Source organism: Candidatus Schmidhempelia bombi str. Bimp, assembly GCF_000471645.3.
Lineage (GTDB): Bacteria > Pseudomonadota > Gammaproteobacteria > Enterobacterales > Orbaceae > Utexia > Utexia bombi.
This window is the reverse complement of sequence record NZ_AWGA01000047.1, coordinates 12,936-34,555: the sequence shown is the minus strand read 5'-3', so window position 1 is coordinate 34,555 and position 21,620 is coordinate 12,936. Positions and strand designations below refer to the sequence as shown.

The following is a 21,620-nucleotide window of genomic DNA, read 5'->3' as shown; positions in this document are numbered from 1 at the left end:
GCAAAAAAACATCATATTCCCGTCATTGCCGATGGTGGATTACGATTCTCTGGCGATATTGCCAAAGCGATTGCAGCTGGCGCCTCTTGCGTGATGGTTGGATCGATGTTTGCAGGCACTGAAGAAGCACCAGGAGATATTGAACTTTACCAAGGTCGCGCTTATAAATCTTATCGTGGTATGGGATCTTTAGGTGCAATGACTAAAGGCTCTTCCGATCGCTATTTCCAATCTGATAATGCAGCCGATAAATTGGTACCAGAAGGGATTGAAGGTCGGGTTGCATATAAAGGCTATTTAAAAGAGATTATTCATCAACAAATGGGCGGTTTACGCTCTTGTATGGGATTAACGGGCTGTGCTACTATTGAGGAATTACGTACCAAAACTAAATTTAATCGTATTACTGGTGCTGGTATTCAAGAAAGCCATGTGCACGATGTTTCTATTACTAAAGAATCGCCTAATTACCAACGTCTAGCTTAATTTATTCCAGCCTAAAAGTATCAAACCATAGATAAAGTTAATCTATGGTTTTTTATTACTTACAACAATGCTAAATAAACCAGTAATAATATTGGGCGCTAAGTTTAATCATTAACTTTATCAAAAAATAAAGCATTACCCTACCCATATACCACTGTTATTCTCCCAACGCTAAAAGATGAGGAAGTGTACTACGGCTAATTATAGAGAGAATTTTTTATGTTTCATGCCTATTTTTTACAAACTATAGCGATACATGCATTATGGTTATTAAGTAATAGGTAGAATAACAACGTACATCAACTTAAACGAGTAAAACAATTGCAGTGTTTAAGCCTTATTTCCTCACGCTAAACAACGCAGGTTCAAGGCTTAACCAATAAAGTCAAAAAAGCAGAAACAGTTCACTTCTGCTTTTTCTATATTTAACCCTCTCTACCCTACGCTATTTTATTACCGATGACACTAAAGTTTGTGCTTCAGCTTGCAATTGGGCAAGGTGCTGCTCGCTAATAAAACTTTCAGCGTATATTTTATATGCCTCTTCAGTCCCAGAAGGTCTGGCTGCAAACCAGCCATTTTCGGTAATAACTTTTAAACCACCTATTGCTGCATGGTTAGCTGGCGCTTGTGTCAAACAGTGCTTAATCGGATCGCCCGCTAACATTTCGGTTTTAAGTTGTTTAGCATCTAATTTAGCTAACTTTTGTTTTTCTTCAAAGGTAGCTAATGCTTGTATACGCCCATAATAAGCGGTTCCTAATTTTTCGGTCAGTTTATGATAATGTTGTTGTGGATTTTTGCCTGTTTTAGCGGTCATTTCAGCCGCCAACAAACATAAGATAATACCATCTTTATCTGTTGTCCAAACTTGACCATTCTTTCTCAAAAAAGCAGCACCAGCACTCTCCTCACAAGCAAAACCTAATTGACCACTAAATAATCCTTCAGCATACCATTTAAATCCTACCGGAAATTCTTGATACGAGTATCCAAGTGACGTTGTCACGCGATCGATCATTGAACTAGTCACCACTGTTTTACCAATTTGAATAGTTTTAGACCATTCGGGGCGATGACGTAATAAATAATCCGTCGCTGCGGCTAAATAGGCATTCGCATTCATTAATCCGGCTGGAGTGACAATCCCATGCCGATCAAAATCGGTATCATTAGCAAAGGCAAGATCAAATTTATCTTTTAATTTAAGCAAACCTGTCATTGCATAAGCACTTGAACAGTCCATCCGAATCACACTATCATGATCTAAATGCATAAAGCCAAAAGTCGGATCAATCTTGTCATTAACAACATTTAAGTTTAATCGATATTGTTCAGCAATTATAGACCAATAGCGGCTCCCAGCCCCCCCTAAAGGATCGACGCCAATATGCAAATCAGAATCAGCAATCGCTTGCATATCAATTACATTATTTAAATCATCAATATAGGCCTTTTCATAATTTATTTGATGTACAAAGCCACTGGTCAACGCTTGTTTTAACGCAATACGTTTTACTTCTGCTAGCTGCTGTTCGAGTAATTGATTGGCGCGTTGCTCAATAGCTTTAGTTAGCATGGTATCAGCTGGACCTCCATGCGTAGGATTATACTTAATACCGCCATCTTGGGGGGGATTATGTGAAGGGGTAATGATAATACCATCAGCTAAAGCATTAGAGTGCTGTTGATTATAAGTAATTATCGCATGAGATATTACTGGAGTCGGCGTAAAACCATTATTTTCAGCAATAATGGTCAATATACCATTAGCAGCAAAAACTTCTAATACGGTTTGCATAGCTGGCGCAGATAAGGCATGGGTATCTTTCCCAATAAAACACGGCCCAGTTACTTGATATTGCTTACGAACATCGACAATCGCTTGGGCAATTGCCAAAATATGCAGCTCATTAAATGTACCTCGACTCGCACATCCCCGATGACCAGATGTACCGAAATTGACTCGTTGATAAATGTGTGAAATATCGGGTTGAATATCATAATAATCACCAATTAACATATCAACATTAATCAGATCATGAACCTGTGCTAAAGAACCAGCACGGTTAATAAGCGGATTCACGTGTTTATACTCCACTTTTAACTATAAAACGTTCTAAAACATGGGTAATAATCTCAGAGGGGAAATCCATGTTCTTCATAATGGATTCAATAATATAGCTTTTTCTTGCGGTATTATTATTAGTCACAACCCAGTAAGAGGTACCATTGATCGCTTTTGGTTTTGTTGTTTTTCCGTGTTCAAGTAAGGCTGCTTCAGAAATGGCTAAATAACGCCTTTTACTACCATGTAGTGATGCCGCAGCCAAAGAAAAGCGAGAACTATTCCATGCATGTAATACGGCTAATATAGATAAAAAACGATTGACGCTTTTTGTTTCTTTGATAAATGCATCACTCTCAACCAACTCATTAATAATGCCATAGTCATCACGACTCGATCTTGGCTTCATTTCTGGATTTATGGCTATCGCTGCCATCTGTGATTCTGCTTCTATATTTAACAAACGTCTTAAAATACTTGAAGCACTTTCTCCTATATGCTGAGTTTGGCGGGCAATGTAATAATAAAGTTCATCATCAATTTCTATATTTTTCATATATATTCGCTTAAATCTAATTAAAAAGAAGTCGTTAAATCGTTATGTATTATTATCTATGTCTTACATTCAACTTTATTCTGTATGATGATATTTACTAATGATAGCTGAATGAATCATCAGTATACGACGATGAAACATTTTACCATTAATCGGTTATCATTCATTACACTGCTTTTATAGTTAAGTACCAATAAAATAACTTAAACAATGGTAGCTAAAATAAATCACCATTATTGTTCCCTAGCTATCACATAAAGTTAAACGTTCATTAGTTAATACTCAATATAATCAAATTGTTATTAACTATAGTACTATTTTCAAAATCTTCATGAAAAAGTAACTCCATTTACGATTTAACAAGAGTATACTAAAAAACATGAATAAGATTAAGAATAATTAGACAAGATAGTTTAAAAACTAGGGCAAAGTCTGATAATCTACTCTTATTCAACCATGGAATAAGTCAATGAGGATGAAATTATGAAGAAGTTTGTTGCATTAGCTATAATAGCAGCGTTATTTTCTGGCTGTACAAATTCAGATGTTTATTCTGGAGATGTCTATACAGGTAACCAAGCTAAGCAGGCTCAATTCGTCAATTATGGAACTATTACTGCAGTAAGAGCAGTAAAAATACAGACTAATGCGGACAGTGACGGTAGTACATCTGGATTTTTAGGGTCAGTCGGTGGTGCGGTACTTGGTGGTTTATTAGGTAATACCATTGGCGGTGGTAGTGGCCGTCATTTAGCAACAGCTGCGGGAGCAATTGCTGGGATGGCTGCTGGTAGCAAGCTTGAAGATGGGCTTAGCCAAACCAACGCCTTAGAAATCCAAGTTCGCCAAGAAAATGGCTCAAATATAGTCGTTGTGCAAAAAGCCTCACCTAACCAATTCCATGTTGGTCAGGCGGTACGTATCATTACAGACGGTAATAAAATTATTGTTGCACCACGTTAATTGATTTTTTAATTAAATAATAACAAAAAGGATAACGATGAGAATTCTTCACACCATGATTCGTGTTGGCGATTTAAATCGCTCGATTGATTTTTACACTAAAGTACTTGGTATGCAACTATTACGTACAGATGAAAATCCAGAATACGGCTATTCTTTAGCGTTTGTTGGTTATGGTCGTGAACAGCATGACGCTGTTATTGAGTTAACTTATAACTGGGGTGTTGATCATTATGATCACGGAAACGCTTTTGGTCATATTGCATTAGGCGTTGATGATGTTGCGATGACGTGTACATCGATCAAAAAAGCCGGTGGGAAAGTGACACGTGAAGCTGGCCCAGTTAAAGGAGGAACAACAATCATAGCCTTTATCGAAGATCCTGATGGTTATAAAATCGAATTAATCCAAAATAACCAAGCTAATAATGCGCTTGGTTAAATAGCATATAAAAAAACCGCCAGATGGCGGTTTTTTTATATCAACTATCCAAGATAAATCGTTATCGTCGATCACCTAAGATTCTTAATAACATAATAAATAAGTTAATAAAATCAAGATATAAAGTTAATGCACCAATAATAGCATAACGGCGGAATGAATCAGCATCATCAGTCGATACGGTTTCTCCAAATTGTTTCAATTTTTGTGTATCATAGGCCGTTAATAACGCAAAAACAAACACCCCAATATAGGTAATTGCCCACATTAATGGTTCACTTTTTAAGAAAAAATTGATAAGTGATGCTAGAACTATACCAATCAATCCCATAAATAAGAAACTACCTAATCCTGATAAGTTTCGTTTGGTACTATAACCGTACACACTTAATGCTGCAAACATACCTGTCGTAACAAAAAAAGTACTAGCAATCGACTCACCGGTAAAAACAAGTAGATAAATTGAACAGGTTAATCCAGTTAAAACCGAATAAACCATAAACAAGGCGGTTGCGGCGCTGCCTGAAAGCTTTTTCACCATACCAGAAAGCACAAAAACGATACCAATCTGAGCAATGGCTAATACCCACATCCCCTTATATAACATTTGTAACAATGCTACATTGGTTGATGCAAACCAAGCAACTAAGCCAGTCAATAATAACCCAACACTCATCCAACCATAAACATGATTCATATAAGTTTGAATGCGTTGGTTTGCATTCTCAACAATAGAACCATTTGACCAATAATTGTTATTCATCTGAAATTCTCCTCGCTTATTAGCAGAATAAACTGTTTAATTATGCCATGATATTTGAATATATACTATATATACCAAAAATATATTTTTAACCGAATATCATACCTATCTTCATAGAAACAGTTCTTGAAAAAATCTATTAATATAGACTTACCAATAACAATCTTTAAAAATGCGTAATATTGGTCATTATCTAGTAAACTGTTGTTAACCAGATAGACAACCACGAACACGATCACGTTGACACAATTTATATTAAATTGAAGATAGTGAATTATTTCTCCAAAAGTATCGAAATATACAAAGGCAAGTTGGATATTTTCCATATCCCAAAAGACGCTATAAAAAGGACTTCCACCTAAGTTAAGCTAAAACAATTTTTTTATATACGTCACACATATAAGGATAAATCCAAGATAATAGCAACCTATCAGATAACAATGATCAATAACTTAGTTAGAGAGAAAATATAAGGCATTAGAAAATAAGGATAGTGATTTAAGCGTCAGCGCTAAAGTGACTAATATATAAATATGCCTACCTTAATTTAGCAAAAAAGTAAAAATGTTCAGACATTGGACAAAAAGAAATTTAATTAATAAAAATCATAGATACTTAATGCATATTAATATAATAACAGCTAGAAGTTGGTATATCTGATTAAAAAGATATCTCTAAAAAATGCTAGATAATCGACGCCCAAGCGATGACTAAAAACTATAAAGCGACGTTCTCTGTTTAACCTAAAAAACTAAATCCTAAATTACACATCCCGTTCAACTATTTTTGATAATTATTTCTATTAATTAAGATTTTTACTTATTTCACTAGGATTTAAAACTAATTATCGCTAAAATACAGCGCAACTAAAGTTAGCTATAAAAACGATAAAAAAATAACTCTGTTTTTATGCCAACAGTAAAATTAACGAATGAGGTTGATAAGTAGTGATTACATCTGAAGAAATTAAACGTCGGTTATGGGATGGCGCCAATGAGTTGCGTGGCTCGATGGATGCCAGTCGTTATAAAGATTATATGTTAGGTTTAATGTTTTATAAATTTTTAAGCGATAAAACCTTAGCCGCATTTAAAATGTTAATCACTAAAGACGAGATCACCGAATCAGCACTTATCGCCAACTATTATCAAAGTATGGCTGCAAGCGGTCCTCAATTAGAAAGCATACTGCAAAGTACGCTGGGTTATTACGTTTTACCTCAGCACCTTTACCAAACTTGGATTAACGATATTAATCAAGGTCATTTTGAAGTACAAAAAGTGATCGACAGCTTAAATCATTTTGAGCGTTCAATTGCCAATAGCAAAGATGCCGATGACTTTAAACATCTCTTTTCCAATTCAACCTTAGATTTAACCGATACCGCTCTTGGTAGTAATTTACATGAGCGCAGCAAAAATATAAAAGCGTTGATTTTATTATTTGCCGATCTTGATATGGTCGCGTTGCAAAAAGGCGATGTTTTAGGTGATGCCTATGAATACCTGATCGGTCAATTTGCTATGGAATCGGGTAAAAAAGCCGGTGAATTCTATACGCCGCGCCAAGTGAGTGAAGTTATGGCGCAAATTGCGGCTAAAACCTCAAATATCCGTTCTATCTATGATCCTACCGTGGGCTCTGGCTCACTACTACTTACCGTTAGAAAACATCTTACCAAAGAGGTACAGCAAAGCTTAACCTATTACGGTCAAGAAAAAAATACGGCTACCTACAATCTAGCGCGTATGAATTTATTACTGCATGAAGTCAAACCCCATAAAATGACCATTAGAAATGGCGATACATTAACCCATGACTGGCCAGAAGATCCGCAGCACCCGAGTGAAGGGGTACAGTTTGATGCGGTGGTAATGAATCCCCCTTATTCGGTAAAAAATTGGAATCGTGCCGGATTAAAAGTGAGCGATCCCCGTTTTGAGCTCGCTGGTGTATTACCCCCAGATTCTAAAGGCGACTTTGCTTTTCTATTACATGGTTTATTCCATTTAGGGCAAACTGGTACCATGGCTATCGTATTACCGCATGGGATCTTATTCCGAGGTGCAGCAGAAGGCGAAATCCGTAAACGATTATTGGAAAAAAACTACATTGATACCGTCATTGGCTTACCAAGTAACCTTTTTACCAACACAGGGATACCTGTCGTTATTTTAGTCTTAAAAAAGAATCGACACATTGCCGATCCCGTATTAATTATTGATGCCTCAAACACCTTTATTAAAGTCGGTAAACAAAATGTCTTGCAAGAAAAAGACATCGCCAAAATTGTCGATACTTATGTCTCACGTCAAGAGCAAGCGGGTTATAGCCATTTAGCCCATCGCCAAGAAATTATTGCCAATGACTATAACCTCAATATTCCCCGTTATATTGAGTCCATTGATAATGACATTGCCCACGATGTTGAAGGGCATTTATTAGGCGGAATACCACAACAAAATCTAGAACAACTTACGGTTATCCACACCACAACGCCCGATTTATTGCAAGCAGCATTAGCGCCGGTGCGACCACAATATTTTGTTTTAAACACAACGATTAATGAATTAAGCGATAAAATCTTAAACGATTCACGCATTATTGAACAATCAGCGCAATTAGCACAGCAAACTCAAGCTTATATTGATCAATATTGGGCACAAATCATCGCCATCAATGATCCAGAACAAATTCACCCGCTTATGGAATCAATGTTAGACGATATAAAAATCTTACTCACCAAGTTTAACCATATTGACATCTACGATGGGTATCAAATCATTGCCGAAATTTGGCAAAACGCCTTATTACATGACAGTGAAATTATTGCGGCAACCGATTTTTATACTGCCGGACGCAGCCGTATCCCCAATATGGTGGCTAAAGGCAGTGGCACCAAAAAGCGGGTTGAACAAGATGGATTTATTAGTAGTTTGATGCCAAGCGAACTTATTGCCAGTGAATTATTCGCCGATGACTTAGCACATATCGACCATAATAAACAGCAAATCCAAGCACTTGACGGTGAACTTGCCGATCTCATTGAATCGGCCAAAGTTGAAGATAGCATTGAATACGAAGCGCTGTATGAATCATTGAAGAAGAACGAAGATGATGAACCATTAGATGGCTTTGATAACAAAAAACTCAAAGAAGAGTTAAAAAATAGAGCCAAAGATAGCGAATCCTATGCACTGCTGAAAAAAGTTGATAGATTAATCAATCAAAAATCGACATTAAGCAAACAGATCAAAGCCGATGAGCACGCGCTCAAACAAGCCGTGCAAGAACGAATTTTACATCTCACCGACCAAGAAATTGACACGTTAATGTACAAAAAGTGGTTTGGTAATACCATTGCATTACTTGGCGAATTAATTGAAAAACCGATTAAAGCGGAGCTAAAAACCCTACAAATGTTAAACGAACGCTATCAAGATACTTTAACCTCGATTGATAACGAGATCGAACAACTGGAAGCCGAGTTACAAGCAATGATGCAAGAGCTGGTGGTCACGCAATGAGTGAAAGTAAAAAATTAATTCCTAAACGGCGGTTTAAGGGGTTTGAGGATACAGGTAAATGGCAGACTAATAAGTTATCTGTCATGGCAGAATTTTCTAAAGGTAATGGGTATTCTAAAAATGACCTTAGGGAATATGGGATACCTATTATATTGTATGGCAGACTCTATACAAAATATGAAACTATAATTAAATCAGTAGATACTTTCGTCGACCAGAAAATTAATTCCGCTGTATTTAGCACAGGAGTTGAGGTAGTTGTACCTGCATCTGGAGAAACATCAGAGGACATAGCACGGGCTTCTTTTATAGAACAATCAGCTTTAATAATAGGCGGAGATTTAAATATTTTAAAACCAAAGACTCAACTTAATTCTGTTTTTTTGGCACTATCACTTTCAAATGGAAACCAACGTAAAGAATTAATTAAAAGAGCGCAGGGAAAAACAGTTGTACATATACATAATTCCGATCTTAAAGAAGTTAACTTAATTTTTCCAATAAAAAATGAACAAATAAAAATTGGCGAATTCTTTAAAAAACTAGATCACCTTATTACGACTCAACAAAAAAAATTACAAAAAGCCAAAACCCTAAAATTAGCCTATCTGACGGAAATGTTTCCAAATGAGGGGGAATTAAAACCACGTTATAGATTCTTAGGCTTTAAAAAAGATTGGTCTATAACTCAATTTAAAAATTTAGCTAATATAAGAAGAGGTTTAACTTATACCCCTTCAAATTTAGTTTTAAATGGAGTAAGAATTTTACGTTCCTCAAATATTGATAGCGATAAATTTATTTTAAGAGATGATGATATTTTTATTGATCAGAGTTATGTAAGTATTTCTTTAGTAAAAGAAAACGATATTTTAATCACATCGGCAAATGGATCTAGTCGATTGGTAGGAAAGCATGCATTAATAAAAATTACTAATAATGAAAAAGCTGTTCATGGTGGTTTTATGTTATTAGCCACGTCAAATCAACCATTTTTTACTAATGCTATAATGAGTTCAGACTGGTATAGGAAATTTCTTAATACTTATGTGGCTGGTGGTAACGGTGCAATTGGAAATTTGAATAAAAGTGAATTAGCTAATCAATATATAAGCATACCAATAACCTTGGAACAAACCAAAATCGGTAATTTCTTTAAATTACTTGATGACAAAATCGCCCTAGAACAGAAAAAACTAAATAAATTAAAAAACATCAAACAAGCTTATTTAAACGAAATGTTTGTATAAAAGGAGTTAAGCAATGAGTCAGGTTGTAAAAGATGCCGCAGAAAAAATCTTCCAAGAAAACTTTGTAAGAGAATTAGAAACACAAAAATGGCAAGCACCCGACTTTTTAGATGGTAATCGCCGTAAGGTAACCGTTAATGATTTAATCGCCCATTGGCGTAGTGAACTTAATCGACTCAATAGCGATCAGTTAGAAGGGGTTGAGTTAACCGATAACGAATTTAGTCAAGTAATGGCAAAGGTTAATCAACTGGATAACAGCTATCAAGCTGCCAAATTGCTGGCGATGGAAGAGTCCAAAGGTAAAATTGATGGAATCTATCGCGATGATAACCCACTTGTTACACGTAAGCAAATAACCTTAACGATCTTTAAAAAAGCTCAAGTGCGTGGTGGTGATTCAAGCTACCAGATTGCTCGCGAAGTACAAACCGCAAATGGTAACCGTTTTGATTTGGTTCTATTAATTAATGGCTTACCGCTTATTAATATTGAATTAAAACGTACCGATAAAAATCTAGACGAAGCCTTTGAGCAGTTTAAACGTTATTATCGCGATGGTGAGTATCGCAACAATTTTATGGCGTTTTCGCAAATGATGGTGATCACTAGCGAAATTGAAACCCGTTACTTTGCTACCCCAAAAACCATTGATGCTTTTAACCCTAGCTTTGTTTTTCATTGGTCCAATAAATTTAATAAACCGATCAACCATTGGCAACAGGTAATTGAACACTTTTTAATGATCCCAATGGCTCATCAAATGGTGGGCGACTATTTAGTTATCGACGAAGCCAAAGAAGAAGAAAACCGTCGGCATATGTTAATGCGTCCTTATCAGGTATCTGCTCTACAAGCGGTAGAAGGTGCCGCGTTGGGATGGGATAATCCTGATAAAAAACCGCATGGTGGCTTCGTTTGGCATACGACTGGGTCCGGCAAAACCATTACCAGTTTTAAAACCGCCCTATTTTTGTCAACGCGTGCGAGCTTTGATAAAGTGATTTTTCTGGTTGACCGACGCGAACTCGATAGCCGTACCAGTGACAACTTCAAAGCTTATGCCGCATTTGAACCGGTCACGGTCGATGATACGCACAGTACCTCGCAATTAAGAAAACACCTTAATACAACTAAAAATGGCATTGTGGTCACCACCATCTTTAAACTGCATAATCTGGTTAAATCCCTTGAAAAAGCCCAAGATGACTGTTTAGCCAATAAAAAACTGGTCTTTATTGTTGATGAAGCCCACCGCTCCACCATGAAAAATATGATGGGTGAAATAAAAAGCTATTTTCAAAAAAATGGCCTATTTTTTGGTTTTACTGGAACACCACTGTTTGATGAAAACAAAGTCAAAGGCAAAATAAACGAAAATAGTGAAGTAATTAACACAACCGAAAAACTATTTGGACCTAAATTACATCAATACACCATTGACGAAGCCATTGCCGATGGTAACGTGCTTGGCTTTCATGTTGATTACATTAATACCGGCGAATTTAGCAGTTATGAAGATTTACGCGATCAACTGATTGAACGAATCAAACTCGAAAAACCCGAGCAATCTGATCGCGATATTGCTCGATTAGTGCATAGTTGGAGCGAAACCGACGTCGAAAAGCAAGCGATAGATAAAGGGATATTGGCTTATTATGATCAAACTCATATCCCACGCGTTGTTGAAGAGATATTAAATAACTGGCAATCACAATCCCAACAGCAACAATTTAATGCGATTTTAACGGTAGCTTATAAAGAGCGTGTCATTGCCTATTATCAAGAATTTAAAAAGCAGCTAGCAACACAAGATCAAAAAATTAATATCGCCATGACCTTTAGCTTTGGTAATGAAAATGATCCCGATAATGTCGATCCCGATATTATTCGCGGTATGTTTAATGATTATGCGGAGTTTACTGGCATTAAATTTATCGCTGGTGATAAAAAACATGGCGAGCAAGCCTATTTTGAGGATGTTGTTGAGCGAGCAACACGTGGAGGCAGTGGCCGTAACGGCAAGAACATCGATTTAGTGATTGTCGCCGATCAGCTACTAACTGGCTATGACTCTAAACAACTTAATACGCTCTATGTTGACCGCACATTAAAACTACAAAATTTAATTCAGGCCTATTCGCGCACCAATCGTGTATTTGGATCTAGCAAAGAGTTTGGCACCATTATTAATTTCCAAACGCCACGCTTGACTGAGCAAATGGTAAGCCAAGCCCTTGAACTGTATGGTAGTGGTGGCAGCAGTAGCAAAGCCATTGTTGATACTTACGCCACCGCTGTGCGGATTTTAGCCAATGATTTCGAACAGCTAGCCTTGACCTTAGCTGAGCCAACGGATTGGCAATTGATTCAACATGATGTGGAAAAACTAGCGGAATTTATTAAAGCATTTAAAGTTGCGTCAGATCAGCTTAACACTGTCCAACAATACTATGAATATCAATGGGATAACAGCACCTTTGGTATGACCGAACATCGATGGCTACAATATGTGGGGGCGTTAAAAAATTTAATCGCCAAAGACAATACAATTAAAGCGCCCATCGTTGCGCCAACGTTAATCGGTAAAACCAAATTAGCGGGAACCCAAGTTATTGATGCGGCGCATATCCTTAGCTTAATTGGATCTAAAGTCACGCATGTTGATGGTGTACAAACGGTTAACGAAGAAACGCGACGTATCATCTACGAACAAATTCAAGAATTAAGCCAAATGGGCGACGATCAGCAAGCAAAAATACTAAAAGAGTTTGTGGATACTGAATTATTAACGGGTCATCTATCCAGCCACGTCCATTTTGATCAAGCCTTTACCGATTGGAAAAAAGATAGAATTAAAAATGAGGCTAAAAAATTTGCCAACGAATGGGGAATTGATAGCAAACTATTACAACAAGCCATATTTGATTTTGATCTATCACAATCGAATATCGTGCCCCATTTAACGGAAATTATTCAAAGTGTTGATTTAACGCGAACCACCAAAAAAATGGATAACTTATTTATGTTTAACATCGCGTTACACGAAACGCTTCCAAATTGGATAGCTGAAATTAAACAACAATTTAGCTGATGACTATTAGATAAACTTGACGCCCTATTTAGAGCAAATGATTCAACAGCTTGGTTTAAATTGAACAAACAAAAAATGGCTAATTTAGCCATTTTTGATACCGTGTTACATAAGGCGCTTCCAAGTTGGATAGCTAAAATTAAATAACACGTTAGCTGATCATAATGAGATAACATTTAATCATTAAAAATAAAATTAATTATAAACGGATAGCTATTTATGACTTACTATACGCATATTTTTTCACCGGAAACCTATCAAGCTTTTATGGATTCGGATAAAACGGTAACAGGGTTTCGTGTTCGGCAAAAATCGTTGTCTGAAAAGATAAAACCCGGTGATGTTTTTGTCTGTTATATTACTCGACTCTCTCGCTGGTGTGGTTTGCTTGAAGTCGTTGATGGACCCTATGAAGACAGCACGCCTCTTTTTTTTGTATCGGATGATCCGTTTATTATCCGTTTTCAGATTAGGGTGAAAGTATGGTTACCATTAACCCAAGCAATTCCTATTTATACTGACCAAATATGGCAATCTCTTTCTTTTACTCAACAAATTAAGAAAAACAGTAAAGGGTGGACGGGATTACTACGTAATAACTTAAATAAAATCAATGAAAAAGATGGTAAATTATTAACGCGTTGCTTATTAGAGCAAAACAAAATTACGACCGATTATCCTCTTAGTGAAAACGATCAAAAGAAATTAAAAATCCATACCGTAAATCGACCGGATAAAGTTGTTGAGGTATCAATCCCAAGCAATAGTGAACAAGTCGACGATGAAGGACTACCCCAAGCCACGGAAGTCCGCGAATCGATAAAAATGCAGGCATTACTTGCTCAGATTGGTGCATGCATGGGCATGAAGATCTGGTTACCTAAAGCTGATCGCAGCCGCGTATTAAAAGAGTGGAAAAAGGATACTGATGCATTATTAGAAAAATTACCACTGAATTATGATGAAACCACATTAAGCACTATTGAACAAATCGACGTAATTTGGCTAAAAGGGCGTGCCATTACTCGTGCATTTGAAGTGGAACATACCACTTCGGTTTACTCAGGTATCTTGCGCATGGCTGATTTATTGGCTTTACAGCCCAACATGAATATTAATTTACATATTGTTGCCCCAGATAATCGGCAAGAAAAAGTATTTCAAGAGATCCGTCGCCCTGTCTTCTCGTTACTAGAAAGTGGCCCTTTATCGGAACGTTGTAGCTATATTCCTTACCGAAATTTAAAAATGCTGAGTAAGGTGAAACATTTAGATCGTATGACCGATGCGGTGTTGGAAGATTATACTGAGTACGAAGAGTCATAGGAATCGTATATTATTAGGAGAAAAGTGGGCTGTCTGTCTATTGGCGTGAGGAGAGTTATAATCGCTAATTTTATTATTACTCTCCTTAAGAAATATAAATATAGTAATTAGTACTTCGCTAATTTGTTATAGTTCATAGACATTGAAGAAAAAATTATTGAACAAGAGATAGGCAAAAAACAAATTATCAGACATATATTAGAAAATTGGTTTGGGTTATCTCCTTCAAGCCCAGTTCTTATTGAACAAAGAGAGCATATTAACTCTTCTCCAGATTTTAATAATCAAACAACGCGATCATTAGCTAAGTCAAACAACAAAAATAAAGAGATAAATACGGATATTGATAAAAAACGTAATAAAAGCTAATGGCTAATAACTTTATCTAAAATATTATGGCTGTTGAAAAGCTGTTATTTACATGATGAACGATTACCAGAAAAGCTTCAAGATAGGAAAACTAAATATAAGTCATTGATTTTATTGGTGCCAGTGGTCGGACTCGAACCGACACGCTTTTAAGGGCGGCGGATTTTGAATCCGCTGCGTCTACCAATTTCGCCACACTGGCACAGTGTGAATTCGTTGCATTATACCTAGATAAAATTGGCTTGCAACTATTATCGCTATTTATGCCTTTTATTTGATGAAAAAAAGACCATTAGTTTATTTTTTATCGTCTAATTTACATAAAGGAGTATTGCATTAATTGAGGTCATTTTATAGACTGATTTTTGATTTTATTTTAATAAATCATGGAATTAATTTATAAGGATATTGTAGTATGAACTGTCAACAACTTAAAGAATGTATTGAAGCGTGTAATCAATGTGTCGTTTTTTGTAACTACTGTTCTGCCGCTTGTTTGCAAGAAAATGATGTGCAAATGATGGCGAAGTGTATTTATCTTGATATGCAATGTGCCGAAATTTGTCGTTTAACCGTGTCGTTTATGTGCGTAAATAGTGCTTTTTTAAAAGAAACGTGTCGGTTATGTGCTGAAATTTGCCAAGCTTGTGCTAAAGAGTGTGGAAAATTTGATGTACAACATTGCCAACGTTGTGCTAAAGCCTGTGAACAATGCGCGGAAAAATGTTTAGCAATGGCAGCATAACACTACTGAATGATGTTCATCTTTAGTCTAAAAACCATTGCATGTTAACAGTGGTTTTTACTATACAGCTCACTGATGATTAACGCACTTTTCAATGCTAACTAACATAATCTATGATTTTAGTTAGTATGCTTATAATTAATTGATATATAAACAGATACATTTTTAAGTAACATCAAGGTAATCCATGTTAGTCACTGGATAGGCTATCACTTATAGTGACAAGCATAAATAGAAATCTATTCAAATAGAATAGATTTTGTTATGATCGCCATATATGTGACTAAAATGAGATCTGTATGTTTAAAAATGGAATTGTCATCGGTAAATTTGCCCCTTTAACACGGGGACATATTAATCTAATCAATCTAGCAGCTTGTCAATGCGAACACCTAAAAGTTATTATTTCTTATGACCAACGTTGGGTAGATAAACAAAATAATCGAGATCGTAAACGATTAGGCCTTAAAAACCGTAAAAAGTGGTTGATGTATACTTATAATGAAATTAAACATATTTCTGTACATGTTATAGATGAAACGTCAATTCCTGAGTATCCTCATGGTCGTCAAGAGTTTGCTGAATTGATAAGACCTTTCATTGATGAAAATTGTGCTATTTTTTCGGGTGAGCCTGAAGAGTTAGATTATATTAAACAATATATTCCTGAGATTACCCCTGTCGTGGTTGATTCACAACGTACTCGAGTGCCTATCTCAGCCAATATGGTACGTAAAAATATTTATAAATATTGGGATTATATTCCTTCTATTGTGCGTAAAGACTACACCATTAGCGTCTGTTTAATTGGACAAGAAAGCACAGGTAAATCAACCATGGCAATGATGCTTGGTAAACTGTTTAATACCAGTTGGACCGAAGAGTATGGTAGAACGTATTCGGAACGAGTATTATTTGGGGATGAGTCGCTATATGAAAGTTATGATTACGCTAAAATTGCTTATCGTAATAAAGAGCTTGAAGAAGAAGCGCTGAAGCATGCCAATAAAATTGTTTTTATTGATACAAATGCTTTCATCACTGAATATTATCACCGTTTATATGAAGGCTATAGTAATCCAATTGTCTCAGCAATTGCCCATAATGAGAACTACGATTATGTGATTTATTTAGCGCCAACAGTAAAATGGGTAGATGATGGTTTACGCGTAAACTCTGATCGTTCTAAAACCACGCCTTTATTTAATGCGTTATTGGCAGAATATCCAAATCAGTTGCCTGAAGGTCGTACTCTCTATATTGATGCGAAGAGTTATCTTGAGCGCTTTAATCAAGCTGCGCAATTTGCTGATAAAATATTAAATACGTTTAATCAGGGCGAATATTAATAGGAAGTAGTGAATAATAAATTAGTTATTATTCACTATGTTATAATACTGCCTTAGATATATTAATCGATTATTAAAGCAATAAATGAATAGAATTGGCTTAATTCGTTGCCGTGGACATACGTTAAGCGTTTATGTTATTAAGCCAATAGTCCGTATACTAGTATCAAAAAATGGTGAATATATTACGCTATCGCAATAGTTGTATATAAGGCGATACGCGATGACCCTATATTATCAACCAGTACCCCTACCCTATACTAAGGTATATTTAACGCTTAATTAGGTATACCGTTTACGCCATGTACCGTCGTTAGTCATTAGCGGTTTGTTTTCCCTGTATCACACGTTCCACTGTATCAACAACCGCTTGTGTTTGCGGATCAATTTCAATATTGACTTGATCGCCTATCTTTTTTCGACCAATCGTAGTTCGTTCCAGGGTTTCAGGAATTAAGTGTAAGTTAAAATAGTGCCGATCTACTTGTCCTACCGTTAAACTAATACCATCAATGCCAATAAATCCTTTATACAACACATATTTAGAAAAAGACGCCGGTAATGTTAAGGTTAGTTGATAATTATTTTCAGTTTGATTAATGGCATAAATCGTTGCCTTACAAGCAATATGCCCCGACATGACATGCCCACCAATCTCATCACCAAATCGCGCCGCGCGCTCAACATTAACCCAATCACCAACTTTTTTATCACCCAGCGTGGTTAAACTTAACGTTTCTTGCATAATGTCAAATGAGACCAAATCTTGCTCAACGTTGGTGATTGTAAGACAGCAGCCATCGTTAGCAATGGATGCCCCAACCTCCAGAGCGTTAGTCATCGAAGCTGGTAATTTTATGGTATATGATCGAAAATCTTTTTTGTCATCGATACTCACTATTTGAGCAACACCTTGTACAATACCCGTAAACATGCTTTTTCCTAAAATAAAATTAAAAATATTATAAAACGCAAGCAACAGCTAAGCAAAATGATTCATTTATACTGTTTACTTTACACCTGTCGATACTCGTGGTTTATTCTGAATAATTATTCATTAATACTATCTCATTTAAGCAGATAAATAGTCGGCAAATAGCGGTTTACGCCAGCCAGATACTATTTCTGGTAATGGTTGTTGCGTCGGATCGGTCAACCATTCTACATATTGGTTAATATGTCGCCGCGATAAAATTAATTCTTGATTTAATCCTGTGTCACTCGCAATGTTATCCGCTGCCATTTTAAGGTGTTGAGCAATTTTTTTATAGTTAGGGTAATCTACCGTACGCACAAGTTCAGCTAATGGCTGTAAAATAGGTTGTTTTAACATATTAACAATGGTCTCACCGTAAAGGCGGATCTCCCTACCATGCATACCTAACGCGGTTAATTCAGCCAATGATGTTGGCTGATAACGAGCTATTTTCCATAACAACTCTTCATGTAAGACAAAATTTACGGCTATATTATGCGATCGTGCATACTCGAGCCGCCATTTTGCTAAACGCTGAAGCTGATTGAGTGCTACGCCTTTTAGTTGGGAGGCCTTTTTTATATATTGATACGCGTTTTCTGGTTGGATAATATCTTGCTTTTTACGTAATAAGGTTTGGCATTCTTCTCTCGCGGCAGTGAACCAACCTTTGGCAGTGACGTGTTCAATTAATGTGTCCATTAATGGATGCAAATAATATACATCCGCTGCTGCATAATGACATTGTTTATCAGTTAAGGGTCTTGCCAGCCAATCCGTTCTTGTTTCGCTTTTATCTAATTTTACCTGTAAATATTTATTAACTAATGTGGCATAACCACTACAAATCGGGTTATCGAGAAAAGAGGCGACCACCTGACTATCTAGAATAGAAGTAGGAATAAGATCAAATTTATACATAAATACATCTATATCTTCACTACAAGCGTGGAAATATTTTTGTAACGATTGTGATCTTAGAATAGTAATTAAACATTGCCAATTATCAATATGCAATGGATCAATTAAAGCGAGATGTCCATCTGCGTAAAGTTGTATTAAACCCATTTGAGGATAATAAGTTCGTGTGCGCATAAACTCAGTATCAAGTGAGATCGTTGTCGCTTGCTTTAATGCGTCACAGAGTAGCGACAATTGTTCATTACACGTAATATATTGATAATTCAAATTTTTATCCTCAATCAAATCATATAAATAAAGGTGATGCTACGCTATTGTCTTTATAAAATCGAATGGATCAAGCATATTTTCATCTTATTATAATCCACCAGAGCGATAATTCGCCAATCTATGCCGTTAACTATTCATTAAAATGAATATCTGTTACCACAATTTCGGCACGACTCATTATCCTAATTGGCGGTCCCCATAAACCATATCCACTACTCACAATACTGGTGAAATAGTGATTAGCACGTTGTTTTTGCATAATCCCCCAACTATTTTCATATTTTAATTTAACCAGTAAGGTAAAAGGAAAAATTTGACCACCATGGGTGTGACCTGAAAATAAAATATCAACCCCTAAATCAGCCGCCTTATCTAACTCAAGTGGTTGGTGATCAAGCAATATAACTGGTTGTTCTTGATTAACCTGCGCCAGCAACGAGTTCAAACTGGCTCGGTGTCGACCATAGCCTCCGATTGAATTATCATCACGTCCAATCATATAAATCCCTGTTTGTGGTAAGAATAGCACATTATCCTTTAATACGGTCATATTACCTGCTTCAAACGCTTGGATAATCGCTTGCTCATGATTATTTTCTTCATCTTGTACGCCATAATGTTCATGATTACCAAAAATAATTATCGTACCATAGGTGGATTTTAATTGAGCAAATAAACTCGGCATCTGTTTATTAACAAACGGTTTTAACCGTTTATCTAACGTATCGCCTGTAATAACAATGTAGTCTGGTTTTAATTGATTGACCCGTTCAACCATGGTTTTAATATAATTTACTGAGGTTAATTCACTAATATGAATATCAGTAAGCTGGACAATACGTAGCTGCTTGACTTGTGCCGGTTTATTAATCTTTACATGATAATACGTTATGCTTGGATAATTCGCTGCATAAAGCCCTACTATTAACAACAAGATAACACAACCAAAAAAGGATGATCTAACCGCAAATGTTTTTTCTAATGGGTGCTGTTTAAGTAATTTATAACCAATAAAAAATAGATCGAAAATGATACAGCTAAAAAATAGGCAAAGCAGTAACGCAAATAGAGAATAGCCAAATAAAGGGATCCAATAAACAGAGAATGGCATGACTTTTACTAATACAAATGATAAGCTAGCTAATAAGATCAAACACCAAAATAGTTTCCTTTTACGGAACGTAACTCTATTCTTCTGATTAAATAGAGACAATAAACTAAGTCCCGTATAAAGTGCTAAGACAAAACTTAAAAAAGTCTTGACGATCAATGTTTCATTCACCATTTTATTCCTTTTTTATTAAACTAATAGCCCGTTAACACTTTAGGCTTACGCTGATTTTAAACAGTGTTATAATGACGATCAAATAATAATTAGCTTATAATAGTAGGATTTTTTCAACACACCAATTTATGTTGAATTTAAACTTATTTTTATAGCTATTTGGTTAATATGGACAAATATAAACATCTAAAAGTGAAAATAATGGGTTTTTAATCCAAATATTAAGATACGTGTGCATCGCTTTTTATATATACGAAAATGATCCTGCCAGAACAAGTCTGGTTTATATTATTTTCTTAAAAAAGAGTATGTTTTTATCGCATAGCACTTAGAATTTATTTTAAATACGACAAAATTAACAAATGTTATAGTGTAGTAATACTACAGCATTACTTGGTTAATTGTGCGCATAAAACAAAAGAATATCACTCACAGTATAGCTTCACTAGAGCTGGATTTATAGATAATATGACAACTTCAAAAGATACACTATTTGCTACCCCTCTTGATAAATTAGGTGACTGGACTTTCGACGAAAAAGTTGCTGAAGTCTTTCCCGATATGATTCAGCGTTCCGTACCAGGTTATGCTAATATTATTTCTATGATTGGTATGTTGGCAGAACGTTTTGCAAAACCGAATAGTCATTTATATGATTTAGGCTGTTCGTTAGGTGCCGCAACCATGGCTATGCGACGCCATATTAACGTAGATGGATGCCAAATTATCGCTGTTGACAATTCACCAGCGATGATTGAACGCTGTCAACGCCATGTCACGGCATTTAAAGCGAATACGCCAGTTGATATTCGCTGTGCCGATATGTGTGATATTGACATTGAACAGGCCTCGATGGTGGTGTTGAATTTCACATTACAATTTTTAACACCCGCCAAACGTAGTGCGCTACTGAACAAAATTTATCAAGGTCTAATGCCTCAAGGCGTGTTAGTGCTATCTGAAAAATTTAGTTTTCCTGATACTCAAATTGATCATTTACTGTTTGACATGCACCATGACTTTAAACGAGCAAATGGCTATAGTGAGCTGGAGATTAGTCAAAAACGCAGTATGTTAGAAAACGTTATGCTTACTGATACCATTGACATCCATCGCCAACGTTTAATGGCAGCGGGCTTTACCCATATAGATACTTGGTTTCAATGTTTTAATTTTGGCTCAATAATAGCTATTAAATAGCCTATTTGTTTGTCTACATTTTAAAGAGTA

The 21,620-nt window shown here is 36.0% G+C and carries 16 protein-coding genes and 1 tRNA gene; 10 read left to right on the top strand and 7 right to left on the bottom strand.

Annotated elements, in window-relative coordinates:
* On the top strand, positions 1-486 hold a 486-nt coding region (locus O970_RS04640; protein ID WP_036562659.1), incomplete at its 5' end, for an IMP dehydrogenase.
* Positions 487-931: 445 nt separating this feature from the next.
* Here O970_RS04640 and pgm read toward each other — a convergent pair.
* Both pgm and seqA read right to left on the bottom strand, forming a co-directional pair.
* The gene (gene pgm / locus O970_RS04635) at positions 932-2,572 is read right to left on the bottom strand and encodes a phosphoglucomutase (alpha-D-glucose-1,6-bisphosphate-dependent) (protein WP_024495986.1); all 1,641 of its coding nucleotides are present in this window, start codon (positions 2,570-2,572) and stop codon (positions 932-934) included.
* A gap of 4 nt (positions 2,573-2,576) precedes the next feature.
* The gene (seqA, locus tag O970_RS04630) at positions 2,577-3,110 is read right to left on the bottom strand and encodes a replication initiation negative regulator SeqA (protein WP_024495985.1); all 534 of its coding nucleotides are present in this window, start codon (positions 3,108-3,110) and stop codon (positions 2,577-2,579) included.
* Positions 3,111-3,593: 483 nt separating this feature from the next.
* On the opposite strand from seqA, the gene O970_RS04625 reads away from it, so the two are divergent.
* On the top strand, positions 3,594-4,073 hold the full coding sequence (locus O970_RS04625; protein WP_024495984.1) for an outer membrane lipoprotein: 480 nt from the start codon (positions 3,594-3,596) through the stop codon (positions 4,071-4,073).
* A 37-nt stretch (positions 4,074-4,110) separates the two neighbouring features.
* Positions 4,111-4,515 (top strand): lactoylglutathione lyase, encoded by a 405-nt coding sequence (gloA, locus tag O970_RS04620; protein ID WP_024495983.1) that lies wholly within the window; start codon positions 4,111-4,113, stop codon positions 4,513-4,515.
* 61 nt (positions 4,516-4,576) lie between these two features.
* Here gloA and O970_RS04615 read toward each other — a convergent pair whose 3' ends face one another.
* Entirely contained in the window at positions 4,577-5,278 is a 702-nt protein-coding gene (locus O970_RS04615; RefSeq protein WP_024495982.1) for a Bax inhibitor-1/YccA family protein, read from the bottom strand.
* Positions 5,279-6,225: 947 nt separating this feature from the next.
* Here O970_RS04615 and O970_RS04610 point away from each other — a divergent pair.
* From O970_RS04610 to O970_RS04595, 4 genes are all read left to right on the top strand, one after another.
* Entirely contained in the window at positions 6,226-8,805 is a 2,580-nt protein-coding gene (locus tag O970_RS04610; protein WP_024495980.1) for a type I restriction-modification system subunit M, read from the top strand.
* The gene (locus O970_RS04605) at positions 8,802-10,055 is read left to right on the top strand and encodes a restriction endonuclease subunit S (RefSeq protein WP_024495979.1); all 1,254 of its coding nucleotides are present in this window, start codon (positions 8,802-8,804) and stop codon (positions 10,053-10,055) included. The genes O970_RS04610 and O970_RS04605 overlap by 4 nt, the downstream gene beginning before the upstream one ends.
* Before the next feature lie 13 nt (positions 10,056-10,068).
* Entirely contained in the window at positions 10,069-13,149 is a 3,081-nt protein-coding gene (locus tag O970_RS04600) for a type I restriction endonuclease subunit R (protein ID WP_024495978.1), read from the top strand.
* A gap of 219 nt (positions 13,150-13,368) precedes the next feature.
* Positions 13,369-14,475 carry an EVE domain-containing protein gene (locus O970_RS04595; RefSeq protein WP_024495977.1) on the top strand — a complete coding sequence of 369 codons (1,107 nt, stop codon included), beginning with the start codon at positions 13,369-13,371 and terminating at the stop codon, positions 14,473-14,475.
* A gap of 484 nt (positions 14,476-14,959) precedes the next feature.
* On the opposite strand, the gene O970_RS04590 is transcribed toward O970_RS04595, so the two are convergent.
* Positions 14,960-15,046 (bottom strand) — tRNA-Leu (locus O970_RS04590).
* A 213-nt stretch (positions 15,047-15,259) separates the two neighbouring features.
* Between O970_RS04590 and O970_RS04585 the strand changes: the two genes are divergently transcribed.
* Entirely contained in the window at positions 15,260-15,589 is a 330-nt protein-coding gene (locus O970_RS04585) for a four-helix bundle copper-binding protein (protein ID WP_024495976.1), read from the top strand.
* Between the two features lie 299 nt (positions 15,590-15,888).
* Positions 15,889-16,938 (top strand): multifunctional transcriptional regulator/nicotinamide-nucleotide adenylyltransferase/ribosylnicotinamide kinase NadR, encoded by a 1,050-nt coding sequence (gene nadR / locus O970_RS04580; RefSeq protein ID WP_024495975.1) that lies wholly within the window; start codon positions 15,889-15,891, stop codon positions 16,936-16,938.
* Positions 16,939-17,251: 313 nt separating this feature from the next.
* On the opposite strand, the gene O970_RS04575 is transcribed toward nadR, so the two are convergent.
* The 3 genes from O970_RS04575 to O970_RS04565 all read right to left on the bottom strand — a co-directional run bounded on the left by O970_RS04575 (position 17,252) and on the right by O970_RS04565 (position 20,387).
* Positions 17,252-17,872: a riboflavin synthase gene (locus O970_RS04575; protein ID WP_024495974.1), complete on the bottom strand. Its 621-nt coding sequence runs from the start codon at positions 17,870-17,872 to the stop codon at positions 17,252-17,254.
* Between the two features lie 138 nt (positions 17,873-18,010).
* Positions 18,011-19,102: a ribonuclease D gene (gene rnd, locus O970_RS04570; RefSeq protein ID WP_036562656.1), complete on the bottom strand. Its 1,092-nt coding sequence runs from the start codon at positions 19,100-19,102 to the stop codon at positions 18,011-18,013.
* Between the two features lie 133 nt (positions 19,103-19,235).
* Positions 19,236-20,387, bottom strand: coding sequence for a metallophosphoesterase (locus tag O970_RS04565; protein ID WP_166667081.1), 1,152 nt, complete (start codon positions 20,385-20,387; stop codon positions 19,236-19,238).
* Positions 20,388-20,858: 471 nt separating this feature from the next.
* On the opposite strand from O970_RS04565, the gene cmoA reads away from it, so the two are divergent.
* Positions 20,859-21,590 (top strand): carboxy-S-adenosyl-L-methionine synthase CmoA, encoded by a 732-nt coding sequence (cmoA, locus tag O970_RS04560; protein ID WP_024495972.1) that lies wholly within the window; start codon positions 20,859-20,861, stop codon positions 21,588-21,590.
* Positions 21,591-21,620 lie beyond the last annotated feature (30 nt).

What these genes read in the sequence shown, in the direction of transcription:
- seqA (WP_024495985.1), bottom strand. Translation starts at nt 3,110, where the DNA reads ATGAAAAATATAGAAATTGATGATGAACTTTATTATTACATTGCCCGC.
- O970_RS04625 (WP_024495984.1), top strand. Translation starts at nt 3,594, where the DNA reads ATGAAGAAGTTTGTTGCATTAGCTATAATAGCAGCGTTATTTTCTGGC.
- gloA (WP_024495983.1), top strand. Translation starts at nt 4,111, where the DNA reads ATGAGAATTCTTCACACCATGATTCGTGTTGGCGATTTAAATCGCTCG.
- O970_RS04615 (WP_024495982.1), bottom strand. Translation starts at nt 5,278, where the DNA reads ATGAATAACAATTATTGGTCAAATGGTTCTATTGTTGAGAATGCAAAC.
- O970_RS04605 (WP_024495979.1), top strand. Translation starts at nt 8,802, where the DNA reads ATGAGTGAAAGTAAAAAATTAATTCCTAAACGGCGGTTTAAGGGGTTT.
- O970_RS04600 (WP_024495978.1), top strand. Translation starts at nt 10,069, where the DNA reads ATGAGTCAGGTTGTAAAAGATGCCGCAGAAAAAATCTTCCAAGAAAAC.
- O970_RS04595 (WP_024495977.1), top strand. Translation starts at nt 13,369, where the DNA reads ATGACTTACTATACGCATATTTTTTCACCGGAAACCTATCAAGCTTTT.
- O970_RS04585 (WP_024495976.1), top strand. Translation starts at nt 15,260, where the DNA reads ATGAACTGTCAACAACTTAAAGAATGTATTGAAGCGTGTAATCAATGT.
- nadR (WP_024495975.1), top strand. Translation starts at nt 15,889, where the DNA reads ATGTTTAAAAATGGAATTGTCATCGGTAAATTTGCCCCTTTAACACGG.
- O970_RS04575 (WP_024495974.1), bottom strand. Translation starts at nt 17,872, where the DNA reads ATGTTTACGGGTATTGTACAAGGTGTTGCTCAAATAGTGAGTATCGAT.
- cmoA (WP_024495972.1), top strand. Translation starts at nt 20,859, where the DNA reads ATGACAACTTCAAAAGATACACTATTTGCTACCCCTCTTGATAAATTA.